This is a genomic window from Paenibacillus hexagrammi (assembly GCF_021513275.1).
GTDB classification, from domain to species: Bacteria; Bacillota; Bacilli; order Paenibacillales; family NBRC-103111; genus Paenibacillus_E; species Paenibacillus_E hexagrammi.
In genome coordinates this window covers 1,469,345-1,488,688 of record NZ_CP090978.1, presented here as the reverse complement: position 1 = coordinate 1,488,688, position 19,344 = coordinate 1,469,345, and the positions used below count along the sequence as shown (strand labels likewise).

Sequence of the window (19,344 nt, the reverse complement as noted above, 5' to 3'; positions counted from 1 at the left end):
CATGTAAGCGTTATTTTGATATTTAATGAGACATTGGATTGAATTCTTATTTCGTCCTGTGATATTCTAAATTAATATAATTTTTTTGAGGTGAAGATTAATGCAGTCAACTGATGTTCAAAAAGGCCCTGGAGCTTACTCGCGGACGAACCCGTTTCCAGCGAAAGTTCTCAAAAATGTTAACTTAAACGGAACCGGCTCGAAAAAAGAAACGCGGCATCTCGAATTATCCTTACAAGGCTCCGACCTTTCTTATCTTCCTGGCTATGCCCTCGGCATTGTTCCTCAGAACGACCCAGAGCTGGTAGCTGCTCTTCTTGAAGAATTAAAGTTGGATGGAGATACTATCGTTACGGTTGGTAAAGAAGGCGATTCACTTACACTTAAGGATGCGCTGACCAATCATTTCGAAATTACGCTGCTATCCAAAAAGATTCTACAACAAGCAGTAGAATATTCGGAAAACGAAGCATTGAGAAATCTCTTGTTAGCTGAGAACGCAAATCAGCTGAAAGAATATACGAACGGCCGCGATTTACTCGATATGCTGCGCGATTTCGGTCCATGGAAGGCTTCGGCCCAAGAAATCGTTTCTCTTTTAAGAAAAATGACCCCTCGTCTCTATTCCATCGCCAGCAGTATTGCCGCTCATCCGGATGAAGTGCATTTAACAATTGGTGCTGTTCGCTATACAACTCACGGACGTGAACGCAAAGGTGTATGCTCCGTTCAGGTTGCCGAGCGTATTCAAGAAGGCGATACACTGCCAGTATTTGTTCAAATCAATAAACACTTTCATTTGCCGGAAGCTCAAGAGAAAGATATCATCATGGTGGGTCCGGGGACAGGTATTGCTCCGTTCCGTTCCTTCATTGAAGAGCGCGCCGTGACGAAAGCAACAGGAAGATCCTGGTTATTCTTTGGAGACCAGCATGCCGCGACGGATTTCCTTTATCAAGACGAGCTGGAAGGCTATCAACAAGACGGCGTTCTGACCAAGATCGACGCTGCTTTCTCCCGCGACAGTGAGCAAAAAGTATATGTACAGCACAAAATGCTGGAGAACAGCCAAGAATTGTTTGAGTGGCTGGAACAAGGAGCCTACTTCTACGTGTGTGGAGATAAGACGAACATGGCGAAGGATGTCCACAACGCACTTCTTCAGATCATTGAACAAGAAGGCAAACTTTCCGCTGAAGAAGCGGAAGCCTATCTTAGCGAACTGCAAAAGCAAGGACGCTACCAACGCGATGTCTATTAATAGGTAATGCAAAAAGAGTGACTTCTCATTCGCTGACAGCGAGTATGGAGTCACTCTTTTTTCACATATGTATATGTCGCAAAATAAATGATTCTACCTTTTGTATGTCGAACCATTGATGTAACATCATGAATTCAAGTATAAGGAGAAATTGCTCAAATGTTCAAATTAACGGTTAGTAAGAAACTGTACGGTATGGCTCTGATCATCATTCTTTTATGCTCATCTTCGTCCCTGATCGGTAACAGTATTATGCGAAGCCTAGGAGAGACAATAAACAAAATAGGATCTTCATCCATGCCCTCTGTGATCTTATTAGGCGATATGCAAAGTTCAGTAAATCTTTTAGACCGAAACAGTGTATTGTCTGTTTTAATTAAAATGATGCCTGCGGGAGGACCTCCAAATGGTACTACTCCTTCTGCGAAGGATAAGAATTCGTCAGCAGCACAGCCTGACATAACAAATGACACCCTAGAAACAATGAAAAAAACCGCATCAAAAATGGACGCAGATATTGAAACCTATAAGAATAACTACATTAATTCTGATAAAGAAAAAGAGCTTTACATGGTATTTTATACTTCTTGGGTCAAGTATAGAGATGTCGTCATGTACAATTCGGGAATTACCAAAGATACAAAGCCATCTGAAGAAATGGATCAAAATAAAATTCCAGAATTATACGAAGCGACTTTAAAAAGTATTACAGATCTAAAGGATTACAACGTCTCTGAAGCTGAAGCAGTGATTAGACAATCGGAGCATAGTAGAGGATTAGGAAGTCTTGTACACACCTTAGCAGCAGCCTTAAGTGTGATTCTAGGCTTACTGACAGCATTTCTTACTGCAAGATCCATTACTAGACCTCTCTCCAAAATTGTAAATCAGGTTAAATTGGTAACAAGGGGGAACCTGCGGGTCGATCCCGTACAAATCAAATGCAAAGATGAGATTGGAGAGCTTGCAACAGATTTTAATGAGATGTGCCTATCTTTACGTACGATGATGAACACGATTATTGAGAACTCCCTCATCGTGGCCTCAACATCCGAACAATTGACAGCAAGCGCTGAGCAAACAAGCACGGCAACGGAACAGATTGCGACCAATACTAACGACATGGCGGAAGGCGCCAAATTACAATTACAAAGAATATCCGCCACATCTGATACAGCTTTAGGGGTCTCCAAACGAATCGAACATATATCAGAGAGATTTCATTCTGTAGCCAATCTTATTATGCGAACACAGGATAAAGCCTCTAAAGGGAATGCCGTCATCAGCTCTACCATCAATCAAATGAAAGAAGTTCAGGATAAAGTTGTCCAATCCTCTGATTCCGTGAATCATCTTGCACAAAAGTCTGCTGAGATTAGCCAAATCACATCCATGATTAGTGAGATCGCAGCTCAGACCAATCTATTATCCCTTAATGCAGCCATCGAGGCTGCTAGAGCCGGGGAAGAAGGAAGAGGTTTTGCTGTTGTTGCCTCTGAAGTACGCAAGCTGGCCGGACAGTCTGAAGATGCATCAAGGAAAATTTCCAATCTCATTGAAGAGATCATGTTAAGTACCAATCAAGTCATGCTTTCTATGCAAGATGGAGTGAAATCTCTCTCGATCGGCATGGATCTTGTTGAAGGTGCTGGAGCTTCCTTCTCTGACATTGTTCAATCTGTAGAAGAAGTAGGAATGGAAACAAATCACGCAGTCGAAGAATCAAAATCGGTAAATACAAGCGCCATGGAGATGGTTACTTCCATGAAGGAAATCGCTGAGATCGCTGATCGTACATCCTTAAACACTCAAACCGTCGCAACTGTAGTTGAGGAGACGATGGCATCCATGGAGGAAGTATCCGCAAGTTCTAATATGCTTTCAAAAATGGCAGATGGCTTGAGCGAAGCCGTTTCGAATTTCAAAGTGTAATCGGATTAGAAGATTCGCACACTATAAAAGAGGCCCACAGTGCATAACTAGCTGTGGGCCTTAGACTATTGATAAAGCGGAAATGGGGAGCTCAGCAGCTTTCGAAGAAGCGTAGTTTACAAGCTGCCATTGATATCTTTTTGCAGACTTACTGAAAATACAGTCCCTTGAGAAGAGCTTGACAGCAATTTAATTTCGCCGCTAAGCTCTTTCATGATCATTCTGCAAAGTGGCAGCCCTAGCCCCATACCTCGTATTTTATTCTGCTTACGTTCCCCTCTGAAGAAATTTTCAAATACATATGACTGCTCATGCTCCGGAATCCCCGCACCTGTATCATGAACTTCCATGACCGCCACTTCTTCATGTTGGATCAATATCACCTTGATCAAGCCTGTGCCTTCAGTAGAGGCTTTGGCATTGTTCAACAGGTTGACCAGGACCTGCTTTAATCTGATACCGTCCGTCATTACGAATACAGGATGGTCGGGGACTGACATCTCCACTTTTACATCACCGGCCGTTTCGATTAGCGACCATTGCTGGATGGCTTCCTTGAGCCATTCGTTCAAATTTATTTGTGCCGTCTGTATTTTTACAGCACCTACAGCATAGGAGTTAAATTCAAGCAAATCCTCCACCATACGCTGCAAATGCAGCGTTTCTTTATAGCACAAGTCCATAAATGTACGGGCATCCTCCCCGGTGACCACCTCATCCCGAACCGCTTGGACAAGTCCGCTAATTGAAGTCACCGGCGTCTTGAGCTCATGTGTAACACCTGCCAGCAATTTCGTTCGAAGGTAATCAAGCTGGCCGAGCTTCACCGCCATTTCACCAAACGACTCGTGCAGCTCGTACAATTCTTTCTCCTTTGCTGTGACTCTTTTTTCTGCAGGATACGAGCCGTTCATAATTTGCTTAGCTCCATCCGCCACCTGTTTCAGCGGTTTGATTAAACGCCTTGTCAGCACATACAGAATGCTCCAGCCCAGTACGAAGGTAACGGCGAACATAAGATACACCGTTTTTTTATAGTCAGGTACATCAAACATTTCATCCGGAACTAACAGGAGATATAGATATCCTATTGTCCTCCCTTGCCATTGGTATCGCTTAACAAAGTAAGAGGTCTCCGCATCCTTCATACGAATCGGAAGGGGATCATCACCGGTCTCAACGTCCCGCTGCGTATTGGCAACCTGAACCAACTCCAAGGGCATATTGTCCGGATGGGCACTTATCATCCTGCCATGAGCATCCACGAGATAGATCATAAATTGGGCCGATGATTTCATGTCTTTGGCTATGGTGTCATGAGTGATATCGTCTATATATCGGCGATCTCCCGGCTCCAGACGTCCCTCCTTCACTTGAATGACGGACGACAGCACTTGAAATAGCTTACGCCCAACCTCTAAATGCTTCTGTGCTTCCTTCATCTCCAAAAAATAAAATGAACCGGCACCGATAATAAGAAGCCCGACTGCCAGCACGATCATATAGCGGATCGTCCAATATTGCAAAAGCGTTTTACGCTCACCTGTTGATTTTAACACGTGCCTGGTACCCCACTCCCCTAATTGTTGCGATCTCTCCTTCTTCCGATGGCCAATCGCGCAGCGTTTGCCGAATCCGGTTGATCGCCAAATCGACGGCTCGTTCACTGCCTTCGTAATCGTAGCCCCATACATTCTCAATGAGCTGATCCCGGGTCAATGTTTGATTCGAATGGGTAAGCAAATACAGCAGCAGATCCAAGTCCTTTGGCGTAAAATGGAGCTCCGCACCATGTAAGTGAACGGCGTGCGATTGGAAGCCTACCTTCAGGCTGCCAAAATACTTGGCGTCATCTTGCTCGAATATGCGTTCCGAACGCCGCAGAACCGCATTCACACGGGCAACTACTTCTTCGCCGACAAACGGTTTCGTCATATAATCATCTGCACCTTGATTCAATCCCTGCAGCTTATCTTGAATCGTGCCTAGTGCCGTGAGCATGATCACCGGACAAGCACTTCGCTCTCGTACAAATTGGAGCATGCTCCAGCCTGAGTCATCCGGCAGCGTAACATCCAACAGCACAAGCACCGGCGGATATAGTTCAAACGCTTCCTTCGCCTCCTTGCAGGTATACGCTTGCCGGATGAAATATCCTTATTTTTCCAGATAAACCTTCAGTACCAAGGAGATTGTTGTGTCGTCTTCAACAATCAGAATTTGTCTCATGAATATCCCGCCTTAACCAACGTTGTGGGTATAATGCATATTGTCGTTATTTAATTCTTCATGTCGAATGTTTCCTCCTCCCTCAAAGAAAAAAGGGACTGTCCGCAGACAGTCCTGAGTTTGTTGATCAAGTAGGGTTCACTAACGAAGGGAGAATTCATTCTCATAAAAACGTGGAGCAACGCTACACAGCAAAAAATGAATACATATCCTCCGAGAGCCTGAACTTCGTATGCACAAATTGGTTGGATTTCTTGTCATAAAGGTAATCCTGCTTCCACACATCAGTATGTTGAGTAATTTGGGAAACGGCATGCACAAGATCCTCTGCTTCTTTATTCGTCATAACCGGGTGCAAGGAAATGCGGATCCATCCCGGCTTCTCGTTCAAATAACCGGCATCAATGCGATTAGTGATGGCTTTGGAATCGGGTTTTTCAATGCCGAGTAAGTAATGGCCGTAAGTTCCGGCACATGAGCAGCCCCCTCGGGCCTGGATGCCAAAACGGTCGCTTAACAGCTTTGTAAATAAGTTATAATGGATCGATTCCGAGTAAAAGGAAATGATGCCAAGCCGCTCCGTTTGATCCGGCTCCAGCACCTTGATTTGAGGGTTATTCTTTAATCCGTTCCATACAATATGCAGCAGCTCTTTTTCTCTTTCCTGAATCGACTTCAGGCCCATTTGATCCTTCAGCTTGAGACTGAGCGCGGTCCGAATCACTTGCAAAATGCCAGGCGTCCCCCCGTGCTCACGCTCCTCAATATCATCACAATATGCCTTCTCTCCCCAGGGATTGGTCCACTTTACCGTACCGCCTCCGACCGTATCCGGTATACGATTCTTATACAACCGTTTATCGAATAAGAGCACACCGCAGCTGCCAGGGCCCCCGAGGAATTTATGAGGAGAAAAGTAAATAGCATCTAGACGTTCCATAGGGTCAGCAGGATGCATGTCCATATGGATATAGGGAGCAGCGGCGGCAAAATCAACAAAACAAAGCCCGCCATATTCATGCATAAGTCTCGCCATCTGGCTGTATGGGGTGCACACTCCGGTCACATTGGAGCATGCGGTGAAAGCACCGATGATCAGCCTCCGGTGGCGATTCGCTTCCAACAGATCTCTTAAATTATCAAGGCTAACATTACCGTCCGCTCCAGGCTCCAGTACCTCAACATCTGCTGTAGTTTCAAGCCATGATGTATGATTCGAATGATGCTCCATATGCGTAACGATAACTAACGGACGCTCCTCATCTGCCAAATTGACTTGAGAAGCGAGCGATTCCGGAATGCGCAACCCCAGTATGCGTTGAAACCTATTGATTACACCTGTTGTTCCGGAACCGCAGGTTAACAGCACATCTTGCTCAACATCCGCATTCACATGTTGTTTGATCACAAGTCTCGCGTACCGGTACCAGTTACTCATCATCTCTCCAGCTGCACTGGCTTCTGTATGCGTATTTGCCATAAATGGCCCTACGATTTCCGTTATTTTCTTCTCAATCGGCCCGTACAACCGCCCGCTTGCTGTCCAATCTGCATACACCATTTTCTTCCACCCATAAGGCGTTTCAAATCGGTGATCAACCCCAACTACACAATTTCGGTAAGCTTGAAAAAATTTCTCTAATGTTGACATCTGCATGTATACCTCCGCTATGATTGCTTAGGTATAACTTAGCATTGCTAGATTGTATTCAGATTTTAAAAAAGATGCTCTTCAGCACATTTTCCCGTTGTTTTTTGAAATACTTCTGAAATATTGCGAGCAAGCTTTAATATTCTCCTTTAATCACAAAGAACGAGCCCCGAATGGTACCAGCTAAAGCAGACTTCATCTTGGCGAACTTAAACTTTCCTTCTAACTCCTGCGGTACGTCCATCCCCTCCGAAAGTTTAAAACCAACGGCCCGTTTTTTGGGGTCATCTATCGTGTACATCACATTGATCCCGAGACCGTCCTCATAAAAGACGTAGGCAAATTTAATATTTTCCACTTGAAAGCGCGACGTTTCCAAAGGCTTGGCCGCAAACTCAATATTGCGTTCTTGTAGAACCCGGTTCACGTAGTCAAGGGTCTCCTGACTTTCACTAGCAGGAACAACCGTAAAGACATGCTTGTATTTATTCATAAAATAACGGGCTTCATGCGCACGTAATCCAGCTAGCGCTTCTGCTACAGGTGAAGACTCTAAACCAGTCGTAGATACCGTTTTAAAATCAACGACGTTAGACATTTTCATCTCTCCTTACAGGTTTTTATTTGGTTTCTAGATGACAAATCATGGAATTACTTTACCATAAAAATGCATGATTAAAAAACTTTATCCACATCAATCTCCTGCTTCAGTTTGGAGTTCGGTTCGGTAATGCTTGGGAGAGAGTCCCTTTACCTTTTTGAACATTTTGGAGAAGAGTAACGGGTCGTTGTAGCCCACGGACCGGGATATGTCACCGATCGAAAGCTCTGCATTTCCCATCATTTCGCAGGCCTTATTGATTCGGCAGCGAATCAAGTAGTCTTGAATGCTCGTATTCATCCGTTGCTTGAATAATGAACACAAATAGCTCCGATTCAGCCCGATTGCATGTGCGATGTCCTCCATCGTTATTTTTTGTGCATAGTTGACTTCAATAAGGTCCAGCACTTTTTCAACGTAAACTTCTGAACGAACTGACTTCGGACTGTTGGGCTCAACCGGTCCTGACTCCACCAGCTCCGAAAGCATGAGATACAGCAGCCCGTTTAATCTGGATTCACGAGATCTAGGAAAATCCTTTTTTGAATCATCCATCATCTGAATATACCTATATAATCGATCGTCACTATTATAGTGAAGGATTGGCGATGATAACGTTAAACCTGCTTGTTTAAGGAGCCATTCAGCCAGTGTTCCGTTAAAGCCCACCCAGCAATAGGTCCACGGATGTGAGGCATCCGCTTCATAATAGGTGACAACACCCGGGCAAATGAGAAAACCTTGTCCCTTCCCTAGTGTGTACGTTGTACCTCCAACCTCAAAGCTGCCCCTTCCTTCTAAAATGTAATGAAGCAAATAGTAATCTCTTACAGCTGGTCCATGAAAATGGCGGGGGATGCACGATTCTATCCCAAATTGAGTGAGGTGCAGTTCTGTGTGATGCTTGCTCTTTTGCAAATACTCAATCATGATACATCTCCTATGTTTTCAAGCATTATACCATATTAATTAAGTACCACGCCATGTACGATAAAGCTATTATCATATATCATTTCACTATATAGTGTTGCCAGTTTTTCACATTTCATCAAGCTTAAAGACATCTTATTGTATCAAATGCGTTTCGAGCCAAACACGATAACTGAACTTTAAATTCTGGGAGGAGTTATTTATCAATGGCAATTATCGTTCAAGAGAACCCTTTACTGTTTCACCTTACAACTTCCAACATGAGTTATTTTATTCAGATTGTAAACGGATATCCTGTGCATGTTTATTGGGGAGGCAAGCTGAAGCATCGTGGGCCGATGAAGGATTTATTGATCCACACTCCGGAAAAGGCCGGCTGGATCGGCTGCCTCAGGAATACCCTCAGTATGGGAGCGGAGACTTCCGAAATCCTGCCTATCAAGCAGAACTGAAGGATGGAACGCGCATTACGGAATTAAAGTATGAAGCCTACCGAATGATGAAGGGAAAGCCCTCGCTAACCGGATTGCCGGCTGTTTATATCGAAGATGAGAACGAAGCCGATACGCTGGAGTTGGTATTGAGTGATGCCTATTCAGGACTTAAGGTAGTCCTGCTATACACCATTTTCGCTGATCGAAACGTCATCATTCGTTCAGCTCGCTTCAGCAATGAAGGAGATAAGGACCTTCGACTGCGCAGGGCGCTGAGCGCTAGTATTGATTTTGCGGAGAAGCGCGATTTAGAAATTACCTATCTCTCCGGTGCCTGGGCCCGGGAAGGTAACCTTACACGCAGAGCGCTTCTGCAAGGTGAAACCCGGATCGATAGCAAGCGAGGTATGAGCAGCCATCAACTCAATCCATTCGCCGCTTTGGTCACCTCTGAGACGACGGAATGCCATGGGGATGCATTCGGCTTTAGTTTGGTGTACAGCGGTGGCTTTGAAGCGGTTGCAGAAGTAGATGCGTTTGGCTCTACCCGATTTAGCCTGGGAATAAACTCATTTGACTTTACATGGCTGCTCGCTCCGGGAGAGAGCTTCCAAACACCGGAGGTCGTGATGGTATATTCGGGCCAGGGGCTCGGAGACATGTCCCGCACGTATCACCGCTTGTATCGTACCCGACTGTGCCGAGGAAAGTATCGGGATGAAGAGCGGCCTATCCTCGTAAATAACTGGGAAGCGACCTATTTTAACTTTGATGCGGATAAACTGGTCTCTATCGCGGAAGAAGGCTCCAAGTTAGGTATCGAGCTGTTTGTCCTGGATGACGGTTGGTTCGGAAAACGGGATTCTGACAATTCCTCTTTGGGAGATTGGTACGAAGATCGCCGTAAGCTGCCGGATGGACTTGCGGATGTTGCCGCACGCATCAATAAGCTGGGTCTTCAATTCGGACTCTGGTTCGAGCCCGAGATGATCTCTCCCGACAGTGAGCTGTATAGAAAGCATCCCGACTGGTGCCTGCATGTTCCGGGGCGGAGACGCAGCGAGGCCAGATGGCAATTCGTGCTCGATTACACTCGCAAAGAGGTGCGCGATTACATCTATGACTCACTTTCTGCCATTTTCACCAGTGTGCCGGTTTCCTACGTCAAATGGGATATGAACCGCTGCCTGACAGAAATCGGTTCCGCAGCTCTGCCTCCTGAACGCCAGGGTGAAACCGCCCATCGTTATGTACTGGGTCTCTACGAGCTGTTGGAACGCGTGACTGCTGATTTCCCTCATATTCTATTTGAGAGCTGTTCAAGCGGCGGCGGTCGATTTGATCCCGGTATGCTTTATTATATGCCTCAAACCTGGACCAGTGATAATACGGATGCGGTGGAACGTTTGAAGATCCAATATGGCACAAGCCTTGTTTATCCGGTAAGTACAATTGGAGCGCATGTGTCAGCTGTGCCCAATCATCAGGTCGGACGAATAACACCTCTGGACTTCAGAGGAGATGTCGCCATGTCAGGTAACTTCGGATATGAGCTCGACCTGACGAAATTCACCGATGAGGAGAAAGAGACGGTCAAGCAGCAAGTCGCAACCTACAAGCAGTTTCGAGGCTTGGTTCAGAAGGGCGACTTATATCGTCTCAAGAATCCGTTTGACGGAAACGAGTCGGCATGGATGTTTGTGTCTGAAGACAAAAGCGAAGCGCTCGTCTATTATTTCCAAGTGATGGCCGTTCCGAACGCACCGCTCCGTGCCTTGCACCTAGACGGTCTAAACCCGGAATTCGAATACGAAGTGCAGTCCAGTAAAAGCGAGGAACGGACAATCCGGGGAGGAGACAGTCTTATGCTGGTGGGTCTACCTACGGTCTTCGGACAAAAGGACTACGAAAGCGGTTGGTTCAAGCTTCAGGCTGTAAATCTGGATCATGTTTGAGCAAGTGGACTCGGGAGCGTGAACCATGTTTTTTATCCGAATCATGAATGATATGAAAATGAAGAAGAAGCTGGCCATCACATTCATCTCAGCAGCTGTCCTTCCCCTCATGCTCAGCGGTCTGTTCTTGACTGCGAAGCTTCGTGCAATCGTTATTCAGGATGCCTTCCTGCAGGTATCTGGCAATGTGGAACGCGTCCGTAAACGTACGGAAGAATTGATGAAGGTTCCGCTAGATATCTCCTATCGATTAACGACGGACAATAAGATGAAGCTGGTAGCCGGCCGACAGTATAATAGCAATCTCGAAGTGATTCAGGCCTACAGGGGATATACGGACATACGGGACTATCTCCAATTGTATAAAGAGATATCCGGCATCCGTGTTTATACAGTCAATCCTGGAGCGCTTAATAACTGGGAATTCATCCAACCAGACGATGACATCCTATCGCAAGACTGGTACAAGGAAGCTATTGCGCGGAAAGGACTTGCAGGCTGGAATTTAATCAAGGATGAACGGGTCAATGAAGAGTATCTTAGTCTGATTCGTTCCTTTTCCTTAGATCCTCCAGGGCGAACAGGGGTCTTAGTCATTAATGTAGACAAGCACCGATTAAGCTCTATTCTGGATCAGGAGTCATTCCAAACTTTTATCGTGGATGACCGTAATCGCATCGTCGCATCCAATGACGCGGCACTGTTCGGTAAGAATCTATTTGAAATCCATACTGACGAGAACGTTCTGTCCCAACAAACAGGCAGCTACGATGGAATTGTGAATGGCCATGCGTCCAAAGTGGTTATTGCCAATTTGAATCCGGAAAACAGCTGGAACGGGCTTCGCATCATATCCATTTTTACCGTATCCGACATTACCCGAGATGCCAATCAAGTAATCCGGCTCGGCATCATTGTGATCTCGGCCAGTCTCATCTTCGCAGTTCTGCTCATCTATGCTTCTGCTTCTCTCCTATCCAGGAGGCTTTACCGCTTAAGCAATCATATGTCCAAGGTAGGATCGGGCTCTTTGGAAACGTATCTCCATATCGACGGAAAAGATGAAATCGGGCTGCTATCCAGACGGTTCAATTCGCTAGTCAGAAGCATCTCTCAACTAATCCAAGAAGTCCAAGAAACGAATCGTCAGAAAAGTCTTGTTGAGCAAAGGCAGAATGAAATCAAGTTTAAAATGCTGGCGAGCCAAATTAACCCGCACTTTCTATTCAATGCGCTCGAATCCATCAGGATGGAGTCCCACATTCGCAAACAGGACGATATTGCACATGCGGTATGGCTGCTAAGCTCATTACTCCGAAGCAGCCTGGAAGCTGGCAATGGCAAGATTACACTTCGTAAGGAGCTGGAGCGAGTTCGTTGTTATCTGGAAATTCAAAAATTCAGATATGAAGACCGATTGGAATATCGCTTCAAGGTGGAACCCCATCTAGAAGAGCTGCCCATTCCACCACTTATTATTCAGCCTCTAGTTGAAAATGCCATTATACATGGCTTGGATAACCGCGCAGAAGGGGCCTACATTGAAGTGGAGGTCATGAGCGTTTCGGAGGGGATCCGAATTAAGGTAAGCGACAACGGTGCTGGCTTTCCGGCTGGTCGTCTCTCCCTCATGCAGGAGGAGCTTTCTGCAAGTGTTGATGAGCAGGAAGGCCAACGAATCGGATTGCGCAACGTCAATGACCGTCTTGTTCTGCTATATGGGACAACCAGCTGTCTGCAAATCGAGAGCGAGCCAGGGAACGGCACAAGTGTTACATTTTTCATTCCAGGAGGGGTGTCACGATGCTGAAGACCGTTATTGTGGACGATGAGCCTAAGCTTCGTCAAGGTCTGCAAACCTTGATTCCATGGGGAAGCCTCGGCTTTCAAGTTATAGCTGCGGCAGCTAATGGTCAAGAAGCCTTGAATGTCTTGAAGTCAGATATGCCCGATCTCGTGATCGTCGATATCCGCATGCCCGTTATGGACGGGTTACAATTCATACAGCATGCTTCAACGCTAGGTGTTCATTTGCATATGATCATTCTCAGTGGATATGCGGACTTTGAGTACGCTCAACAAGCGATCAAATTCGGGGTTGATGGGTATCTTCTTAAACCTGTAGATATCGGGGAAATGACCGCCCTACTCAAGCAAGTGCGAGAGCGGATTGAAGAAGAACGTCACCAAGGGGAGCTGCGGCAGCTAGGAATCATAAACCGGGATTTCCTTTTGCACCGCCTGCTCATCCCGCAAGGAACAACCGAGGATCCGATCAAGATGAGGAGCAAGACGAAAGAAGCCGATCTATTGTGGGACAACTATGAAGCTGTGGTCATCTATCCGCAGGTCTTCGAAGAGGACCGTACCGATGAACTAGTCCGGATATGTGCCGGGTTAAAACCCAGGATAGAAAGCCTGATGTTGGGACTTGTAACCATTCTTGCTCCCTATACCGTGCTGCTTCTGAGCCGAGCCGCTGCGCGGGAATGACAAGCGTAAGGATTTTTACAACGAGCTTCGTCATGTAATAGGAGATGTTCCATTCGTCGCAGCGACCGGAGGAGTTGTATCAGCACCTGAGCATGTCTATTATTCCTATGTCAGAGCCCAGGAAGCCATCAAACAAGCATTTTTTAGCGAGAAGAATCGACTTCTAGGACTGAATCCACCTCTCTCCCCTACTCCGGCCTCTCCTTCTCTATCCGACGACCTTACCGAAGACGTGATGGGGACCTTCATCTTCCGTTTGTACTACAATCTTGATGTTGGAAACCAAGACGCAATCCTTCCCATATTGAAAGAGGCGGCAGCTTCGTTCATCCAGCAGGGACAAGATGAGAGATCTGTGAAAGAATCGTTCTTCTTTCTATCCAACGCCGTCATTCATAAGCTGACAGCCGAATCCCGTATGGAGCAGGAAGGCGCTATGACGGTTTCTCTTTTTTTAAACGGAATCTTTCAGCATACACATATGGACGATCTCGTAGCAGAGGCTCACCGCTTCCTCATCACATTAGCAAAAGAAACCGAACCGGGAGGCCATGAGCAGGATTTTAAAAGAATGATCGACTTCATTAACAGGCATTATGCCGACAATCTGAAGCTGGACACATTGGCTGGAATGCTGGGTTACAGTACCGCCTATTTGGGACAGCTTTTCAAGAGCAAGACCGGGGAGTACTTTAACACCTATTTGGACAAAGTACGCATCGAGAAAGCGAAGGAATTTCTGGGTCGTGGTATGAAGGTTTACGAAGTGGCCGAGCGAGTTGGCTATACGAACGTCAACTATTTTCACAGCAAATTTAAACGCTACGAAGGGCGATCTCCCTCGGAATATAAAAATCCATAATTTTTGGATGATTTTACCCGTAATCCGTTATATATGCCCTGCTCTCTCCTTGTTTTATGATGGATGTAAGAAAGGGGGGAAATAAATGAAAACGGTAACAATGAATGAGAAATACGCATACAAACGTACACAGCATGCTTGGAGGGCTATTCATAATCAGAAGTATCTGTACTTTATGTCCATTCCGTTTGTCATATGGGTTTTTGTCTTCCAGTACTTGCCTCTGTGGGGATGGACAATGGCCTTCCAGAAATATAGGCCGGGCGTTTCATTTTTTAAACAAAAGTGGGTTGGTCTTGAGCATTTCCGTACATTATTTCAGGACGCCCATTTCTACCTCGTGCTGCGGAACACGCTGGCCATGAGTTTGATGGGTCTTGTCGCAGGCTTTATCGTGCCGGTCCTCTTTGCGCTTCTGCTCAATGAGGTTCGTGTTCAGATCATGAAACGGTTTGTTCAGACTGTATCTTATCTGCCGCACTTTGTTTCATGGGTAGTTGCCGCTGGCATCATCACGAAAATGCTTTCAACAGACGGCGGTGTCGTGAATGATCTTCTTCTGGGCCTGCACATCATCGACCGGCCAATCCAGTTCATGGCGCAAGGAAATTGGTTTTGGGGAATTGTCACGAGTGCCGATGTGTGGAAGGAAACAGGCTGGAGCGCCATTATTTATTTGGCAGCCATAGCCGGAATCGGACCTGAATTATATGAAGCTGCACGTGTGGACGGAGCAAGCCGCCTCAGGCAGATGTGGCATGTTACGCTGCCGGGAATCCGCCCGACGATCATCATTCTCCTGATTATGTCCATTGGTCATCTGCTCGGTACAGGCTTCGAGAAGCAATTCCTGCTAGGCAATCATATGGTCATCGATTACTCTGAAGTGCTTGATTTGTATGCGCTTAATTATGGTCTGGGGATGGGGCGCTATTCCTTCGGTACGGCGATCAATATCTTTAATTCCGTGATAAGCCTGATCCTGCTGTTTGCAGCTAATGGCATCTTTAAGCGCTTTACCAACGAGAGCATTATGTAAGGAGGATGGATGGCATGGAGGCTGTCAATAGGACGAAGCCGGTTGGCCGACTGAAAAAAAGCTGATGGCAAAACCGGTGCAAGATCATGTTTTGGAAGTGATCGTATATCTTTCCATGTTTGCGGTCACCGTTCTGACGTTATATCCATTTTTAAACGTGCTCGCCATCTCTTTTAACGATTCTGTGGATACGGTTAGAGGTGGAATCACGATCTGGCCAAGACAATTCACATTGAAGAACTACGATTTGATATTTACCTTCAAAGGAATGATTACAGGCTTTAAAATATCCGTACTTCGTACTGTTATTGGTACCTTAGCCGGCTTAATCAGCGGTTCCATGCTAGCCTTTACCCTGTCACGGCATGATTTTTCGGCAAGAGCATTCATATCCGCCTTTCTTGCTATGACTATGTATGTCTCCGGCGGGTTGATCCCCGGATTTATCCTCATGAAGGATTTGCACTTAATCGGTACATTTGCTGTCTATATTCTGCCCGGTCTAGTAAGCGCCTTCAATGTCTTCGTTATCCGGTCCTTTATCGACGGACTGCCTTATGCGCTCCAAGAATCAGCAAAGCTGGACGGCGCTAACGATTTCACCATCTTCTGGCGTATTATTCTCCCGCTTTGCAAACCGGCTCTAGCGACGGTAGCCCTCTTCTTGGCTGTGGGGCAATGGAACTCCTGGTTCGATACGTATCTTTTTAACGGGTCGAACGAATCTTTGACCACGCTGCAATATGAGTTGATGAAGATTTTGCAAAGTACAACAACAAGCGCTACCAATTCTCAAGATTCCGCGAACATGGCTCAGCGCATGGCGCAGGTCTCGCCTGAATCCGTCAAAATGGCCATCACCATCATCGTGACCGTGCCGATTCTGATTGTCTATCCTTTTTTACAAAAATATTTTGTTAAAGGCATGACACTTGGCGCGGTAAAGAGCTAATACACGAAGGTGCTTCAGGTCCACAGCATATGCCATTCAATTTATCACAAAAAATGGGAGGTTTCGCTTTATGAACTGGGGAAAACAAGGAATTCTCAATTCTACTATACTTACGCTCAGTCTAACCGTAACACTTGCAGGATGCAGCAGCTCGACCAGCCCGACTCCGAGTGAAGGAACCAAGCTAGAAAGCGGCGCTCCATCCGGGGTAGGCTTAGAGCCCATTACACTGAGCTATTTTTCAGAGGATCCCAGCACCAATTGGAACAACATGAAAGACGAAGTCGGCAAGGTCATCACGGAGAAAACCGGTGTCACTTTAAACGCTGAATTTGCCGTTGGTGATCCGGTCCAAAAAATTTCGCTTATCGCCGCAACAGGGGACTATCCGGATTTAATCGCGGCCAAAGCGGATGTCGGTAAACTAGTCGATGCCGGTGCTATTATCGATTTAACGGATTTGATCGACAAGTACGCACCACACATCAAAAAAATGCTGGGCGACAAGCTGGTTCGAACCAAGTACAGCTTAGATGATCCCTCGATCTACGCGATTCCGACTTGGTCCTCGGTCGATGAGAAGAAGCTTAAGGCTGACGGAGGTTTCGAGCTTCAACACCGTGTTGTCAAAGAGGCTGGATACCCGGAGATTCACACGGTTCAGGATTTTGAAAAGGTCATCCAGAATTACTTAACCAAGCATCCGACTGACGAGAATGGCAACAAAAATATCGGGCTTTCTCTGAATGCCGACGATTGGCATATGTACCAGGTAACCAACTCTGGCTTCCAGACGACCGGAGGACCTGACGACGGTGAATACTTCATTGATCAGAAAACGTACCAAGCGACGTACCACTTCCGCCGACCGGAAGAAAAGGAATATTTCCGCTGGTTGAATCACATGAATAACGTCGGACTTCTCGATCCGGAAAGCTTCATACAAAAGACTGATCAGTTCAAGGCGAAGGTTGCTACTGGCCGTGTCCTCGGCCTCGCAGACCCGGAATGGGACTATGGCGATGGACAAAATGCATTAAAAGCAGCTGGAAAATTCGATCAGACCTACGGTCATTATCCAGTCACGCTGAGCAAGGATTACAAGGATACCAGCTTCTGGCCTGCCGGGTTTGACGGCGGATATGGGATCTCAATCTCAAGCAAGTGTAAGGACCCCGTACGAGCCATTCAGTTCCTCGATTTCCTCGCATCAGAAGAAGGACAGATCCTAAACAACTGGGGCATTGAAGGGAAGCATTACACGGTTGAAAACGGCAAGCGCACCATTATTCCAGCTGTACAGGAACGAATGAACAACGAAATCGCAGCGTTCCAAAAAGAATCCGGTGTAGGTCTATATTGGAACATCATGGTCCATTACGGCGACGGCATCAAGGATTCTACAGGTAATTATTTCACTCGTAATTACCCGGAGCTGCTTACGGCAACCTACAGCGAGCCTGAGAAGGAGGCTCTGAAGGCCTATAAAGCCGAGCACTGGAAAAACCTGTTTCCTAGTGAAGAAGAATTCCAACCGAGGGCATACGGTGCAGCCTATACGATGTCACTGCCTAGTGATGATCTTGCTGTGATCTTGGGGGCCAAGATGAAGGACATTACCTGGAAGCGCATTCCGGAAGCTGTCCTTTCCAAGCCGGAGGATTTCGATAAAATCTGGGATGCCTATATGGCAGAGCTGGAAAAGTCCGGTGTGAAAGAAATGGAAGCCGCCTATACGAAGCATATTCAAAGCCGGATCAAACTGTGGTCCACAAAATAGTTGGCAGCGCTAAAGAGATGACTTCTGTGTGCTCAGGAGTCATCTCTTTTTTCATTCTTTATTGAGTTAGAGCTGTTTCACTCTCTCCCATATTTCCTGATTCACAGGAATACCATTCTTTAAGTTTTCCTCGCGCTCTCTCGCTGCCCTCTCGCCGGGATAAAGGATTTCGCCGCTTCCAGCCGTCGTGGATGAAGACTTAATCGACTCAGACATATTCGTTATGTAAGCATCGGCATATTCTTCACCTGCATAGGATTTCGGATTAATCGCAATGAATACTTGGGATATTCCAATTTCTTGTCCAGCTGCCCCTATATCAGCAGCAGATCTTCCGGCAGATAAGGCAGCAACCATCATATCAATCGCAATGGAAAGTCCCGATCCCTTCCAATAGCCCGCTGGAATCACCGTGCCTCCGTTTATGATGGCATCAGGATCGTCAGTGAGATTCCCCTCAGCATCATAGCCTCCCGTAACAGGCAGTTTGTCTCCCCGAAGGGAATAAGTCTGAAGCTTCCCGAATGAGAATTGAGACTGCGCCATATCTAACAGAACATGACGCCCATTGGATTCAGGAATGGATAGGATAAAGGGGTTATTCCCTATGCGATTCTCAGTCCCTCCCCATGGCGGCATATTCGGAATCGTATTGGTCATGCAAATACCGATACATCCTGCGTCAGCTGCCCTTAGCCCATAGGTTCCGCCACGGAGCCAGTGATTCGTATTTCTAAGAGCAACACAGCCTAGGCCAAATTGTCCAGCCAGTTCAATTGCTCGATCCATAGCAATGGCCGCATTAATCGGGCCGAATCCCATCTGTCCATCCCATTGTTCCAGGGCTCCTATGGCATGTAGCTTAATCGGCAGCGCACTCGGCTTGATAGCCTCTTCGTCTAGATATTGAACTATGGTGGGGAACCTGTTCAAGCCGTGGGAATAAACGCCGTCACAGCTGTTATCCGTAATAATGGTCGCCCCGATCTCTGCTCTTTCGTCTTCAAATCCCCTAGACAAGAGAACTCTTTTGAGCTCATCTTTCATTTCATCGTACGGTACACGCATGTCCAAACCCTCCAGTTAACCGCATCGGTTATGATTGGTACGCCAATTTCTGTACAGTAATAGTTTAGCATTCTGGAATTCCAGCCTCAAATTTGTAGACTTACGAAGATGAAACATCGATCCGTTTTTGGCAGGTTCATTTAACTATTGAAATAGC

Annotated in this window: 11 protein-coding genes and 3 pseudogenes; 8 read left to right on the top strand and 6 right to left on the bottom strand. The window is 46.3% G+C overall.

Annotation, left to right across the window (positions count from 1 at the left end; translation table 11 throughout):
• The first annotated feature begins 100 nt into the window (after window positions 1–100).
• Window positions 101–1,261, top strand: coding sequence for a sulfite reductase subunit alpha (locus L0M14_RS06485; RefSeq protein ID WP_235121373.1), 1,161 nt, complete (start codon window positions 101–103; stop codon window positions 1,259–1,261).
• Between the two features lie 159 nt (window positions 1,262–1,420).
• Window positions 1,421–3,193 carry a HAMP domain-containing methyl-accepting chemotaxis protein gene (locus L0M14_RS06480; RefSeq protein ID WP_235121372.1) on the top strand — a complete coding sequence of 591 codons (1,773 nt, stop codon included), beginning with the start codon at window positions 1,421–1,423 and terminating at the stop codon, window positions 3,191–3,193.
• 116 nt (window positions 3,194–3,309) lie between these two features.
• Here L0M14_RS06480 and L0M14_RS06475 read toward each other — a convergent pair whose 3' ends face one another.
• From L0M14_RS06475 to L0M14_RS06455, 5 genes and pseudogenes are all read right to left on the bottom strand, one after another.
• Window positions 3,310–4,752, bottom strand: a complete 1,443-nt coding sequence (locus L0M14_RS06475) for a sensor histidine kinase (RefSeq protein ID WP_235121371.1) — start codon at window positions 4,750–4,752, stop codon at window positions 3,310–3,312.
• Window positions 4,733–5,422: pseudogene (locus tag L0M14_RS06470) on the bottom strand (response regulator transcription factor). The gene L0M14_RS06475 and the pseudogene L0M14_RS06470 overlap by 20 nt, the downstream one beginning before the upstream one ends.
• A gap of 184 nt (window positions 5,423–5,606) precedes the next feature.
• Window positions 5,607–7,073: an aminotransferase class V-fold PLP-dependent enzyme gene (locus L0M14_RS06465; RefSeq protein ID WP_235121370.1), complete on the bottom strand. Its 1,467-nt coding sequence runs from the start codon at window positions 7,071–7,073 to the stop codon at window positions 5,607–5,609.
• A 136-nt stretch (window positions 7,074–7,209) separates the two neighbouring features.
• A complete protein-coding gene (locus L0M14_RS06460; protein WP_235121369.1) occupies window positions 7,210–7,671 on the bottom strand; it encodes a phage tail protein in 462 nt (153 codons plus the stop codon).
• Between the two features lie 96 nt (window positions 7,672–7,767).
• On the bottom strand, window positions 7,768–8,604 hold the full coding sequence (locus L0M14_RS06455) for an AraC family transcriptional regulator (protein ID WP_235121368.1): 837 nt from the start codon (window positions 8,602–8,604) through the stop codon (window positions 7,768–7,770).
• Window positions 8,605–8,810: 206 nt separating this feature from the next.
• Between L0M14_RS06455 and L0M14_RS06450 the strand changes: the two are divergent.
• The 6 genes and pseudogenes from L0M14_RS06450 (at window position 8,811) to L0M14_RS06420 (ending at window position 18,119) form a co-directional block, all read left to right on the top strand.
• A pseudogene (locus tag L0M14_RS06450) lies at window positions 8,811–10,993 on the top strand (alpha-galactosidase).
• Window positions 10,994–11,018: 25 nt separating this feature from the next.
• Window positions 11,019–12,803 carry a sensor histidine kinase gene (locus L0M14_RS06445; protein ID WP_235121367.1) on the top strand — a complete coding sequence of 595 codons (1,785 nt, stop codon included), beginning with the start codon at window positions 11,019–11,021 and terminating at the stop codon, window positions 12,801–12,803.
• Window positions 12,797–14,348: pseudogene (locus tag L0M14_RS32200) on the top strand (response regulator). Before L0M14_RS06445 ends, L0M14_RS32200 begins: the two are co-directional and overlap by 7 nt.
• An 85-nt stretch (window positions 14,349–14,433) precedes the next feature.
• Window positions 14,434–15,387 (top strand): ABC transporter permease, encoded by a 954-nt coding sequence (locus tag L0M14_RS06430; protein ID WP_235121364.1) that lies wholly within the window; start codon window positions 14,434–14,436, stop codon window positions 15,385–15,387.
• Window positions 15,388–15,451: 64 nt separating this feature from the next.
• Window positions 15,452–16,339 (top strand): carbohydrate ABC transporter permease, encoded by an 888-nt coding sequence (locus L0M14_RS06425; RefSeq protein ID WP_235121363.1) that lies wholly within the window; start codon window positions 15,452–15,454, stop codon window positions 16,337–16,339.
• Between the two features lie 70 nt (window positions 16,340–16,409).
• Window positions 16,410–18,119 carry an ABC transporter substrate-binding protein gene (locus tag L0M14_RS06420; RefSeq protein ID WP_235121362.1) on the top strand — a complete coding sequence of 570 codons (1,710 nt, stop codon included), beginning with the start codon at window positions 16,410–16,412 and terminating at the stop codon, window positions 18,117–18,119.
• Window positions 18,120–18,185: 66 nt separating this feature from the next.
• Here L0M14_RS06420 and yiaK read toward each other — a convergent pair whose 3' ends face one another.
• On the bottom strand, window positions 18,186–19,187 hold the full coding sequence (gene yiaK / locus L0M14_RS06415; protein WP_235121361.1) for a 3-dehydro-L-gulonate 2-dehydrogenase: 1,002 nt from the start codon (window positions 19,185–19,187) through the stop codon (window positions 18,186–18,188).
• Between the last annotated feature and the right edge of the window lie 157 nt (window positions 19,188–19,344).

What these genes read in the sequence shown, in the direction of transcription:
- L0M14_RS06455 (WP_235121368.1), bottom strand. Translation starts at nt 8,604, where the DNA reads ATGATTGAGTATTTGCAAAAGAGCAAGCATCACACAGAACTGCACCTC.
- L0M14_RS06465 (WP_235121370.1), bottom strand. Translation starts at nt 7,073, where the DNA reads ATGTCAACATTAGAGAAATTTTTTCAAGCTTACCGAAATTGTGTAGTT.
- L0M14_RS06430 (WP_235121364.1), top strand. Translation starts at nt 14,434, where the DNA reads ATGAAAACGGTAACAATGAATGAGAAATACGCATACAAACGTACACAG.
- L0M14_RS06480 (WP_235121372.1), top strand. Translation starts at nt 1,421, where the DNA reads ATGTTCAAATTAACGGTTAGTAAGAAACTGTACGGTATGGCTCTGATC.
- L0M14_RS06445 (WP_235121367.1), top strand. Translation starts at nt 11,019, where the DNA reads ATGTTTTTTATCCGAATCATGAATGATATGAAAATGAAGAAGAAGCTG.
- L0M14_RS06420 (WP_235121362.1), top strand. Translation starts at nt 16,410, where the DNA reads ATGAACTGGGGAAAACAAGGAATTCTCAATTCTACTATACTTACGCTC.
- yiaK (WP_235121361.1), bottom strand. Translation starts at nt 19,187, where the DNA reads ATGCGTGTACCGTACGATGAAATGAAAGATGAGCTCAAAAGAGTTCTC.
- L0M14_RS06460 (WP_235121369.1), bottom strand. Translation starts at nt 7,671, where the DNA reads ATGTCTAACGTCGTTGATTTTAAAACGGTATCTACGACTGGTTTAGAG.
- L0M14_RS06485 (WP_235121373.1), top strand. Translation starts at nt 101, where the DNA reads ATGCAGTCAACTGATGTTCAAAAAGGCCCTGGAGCTTACTCGCGGACG.
- L0M14_RS06425 (WP_235121363.1), top strand. Translation starts at nt 15,452, where the DNA reads ATGGCAAAACCGGTGCAAGATCATGTTTTGGAAGTGATCGTATATCTT.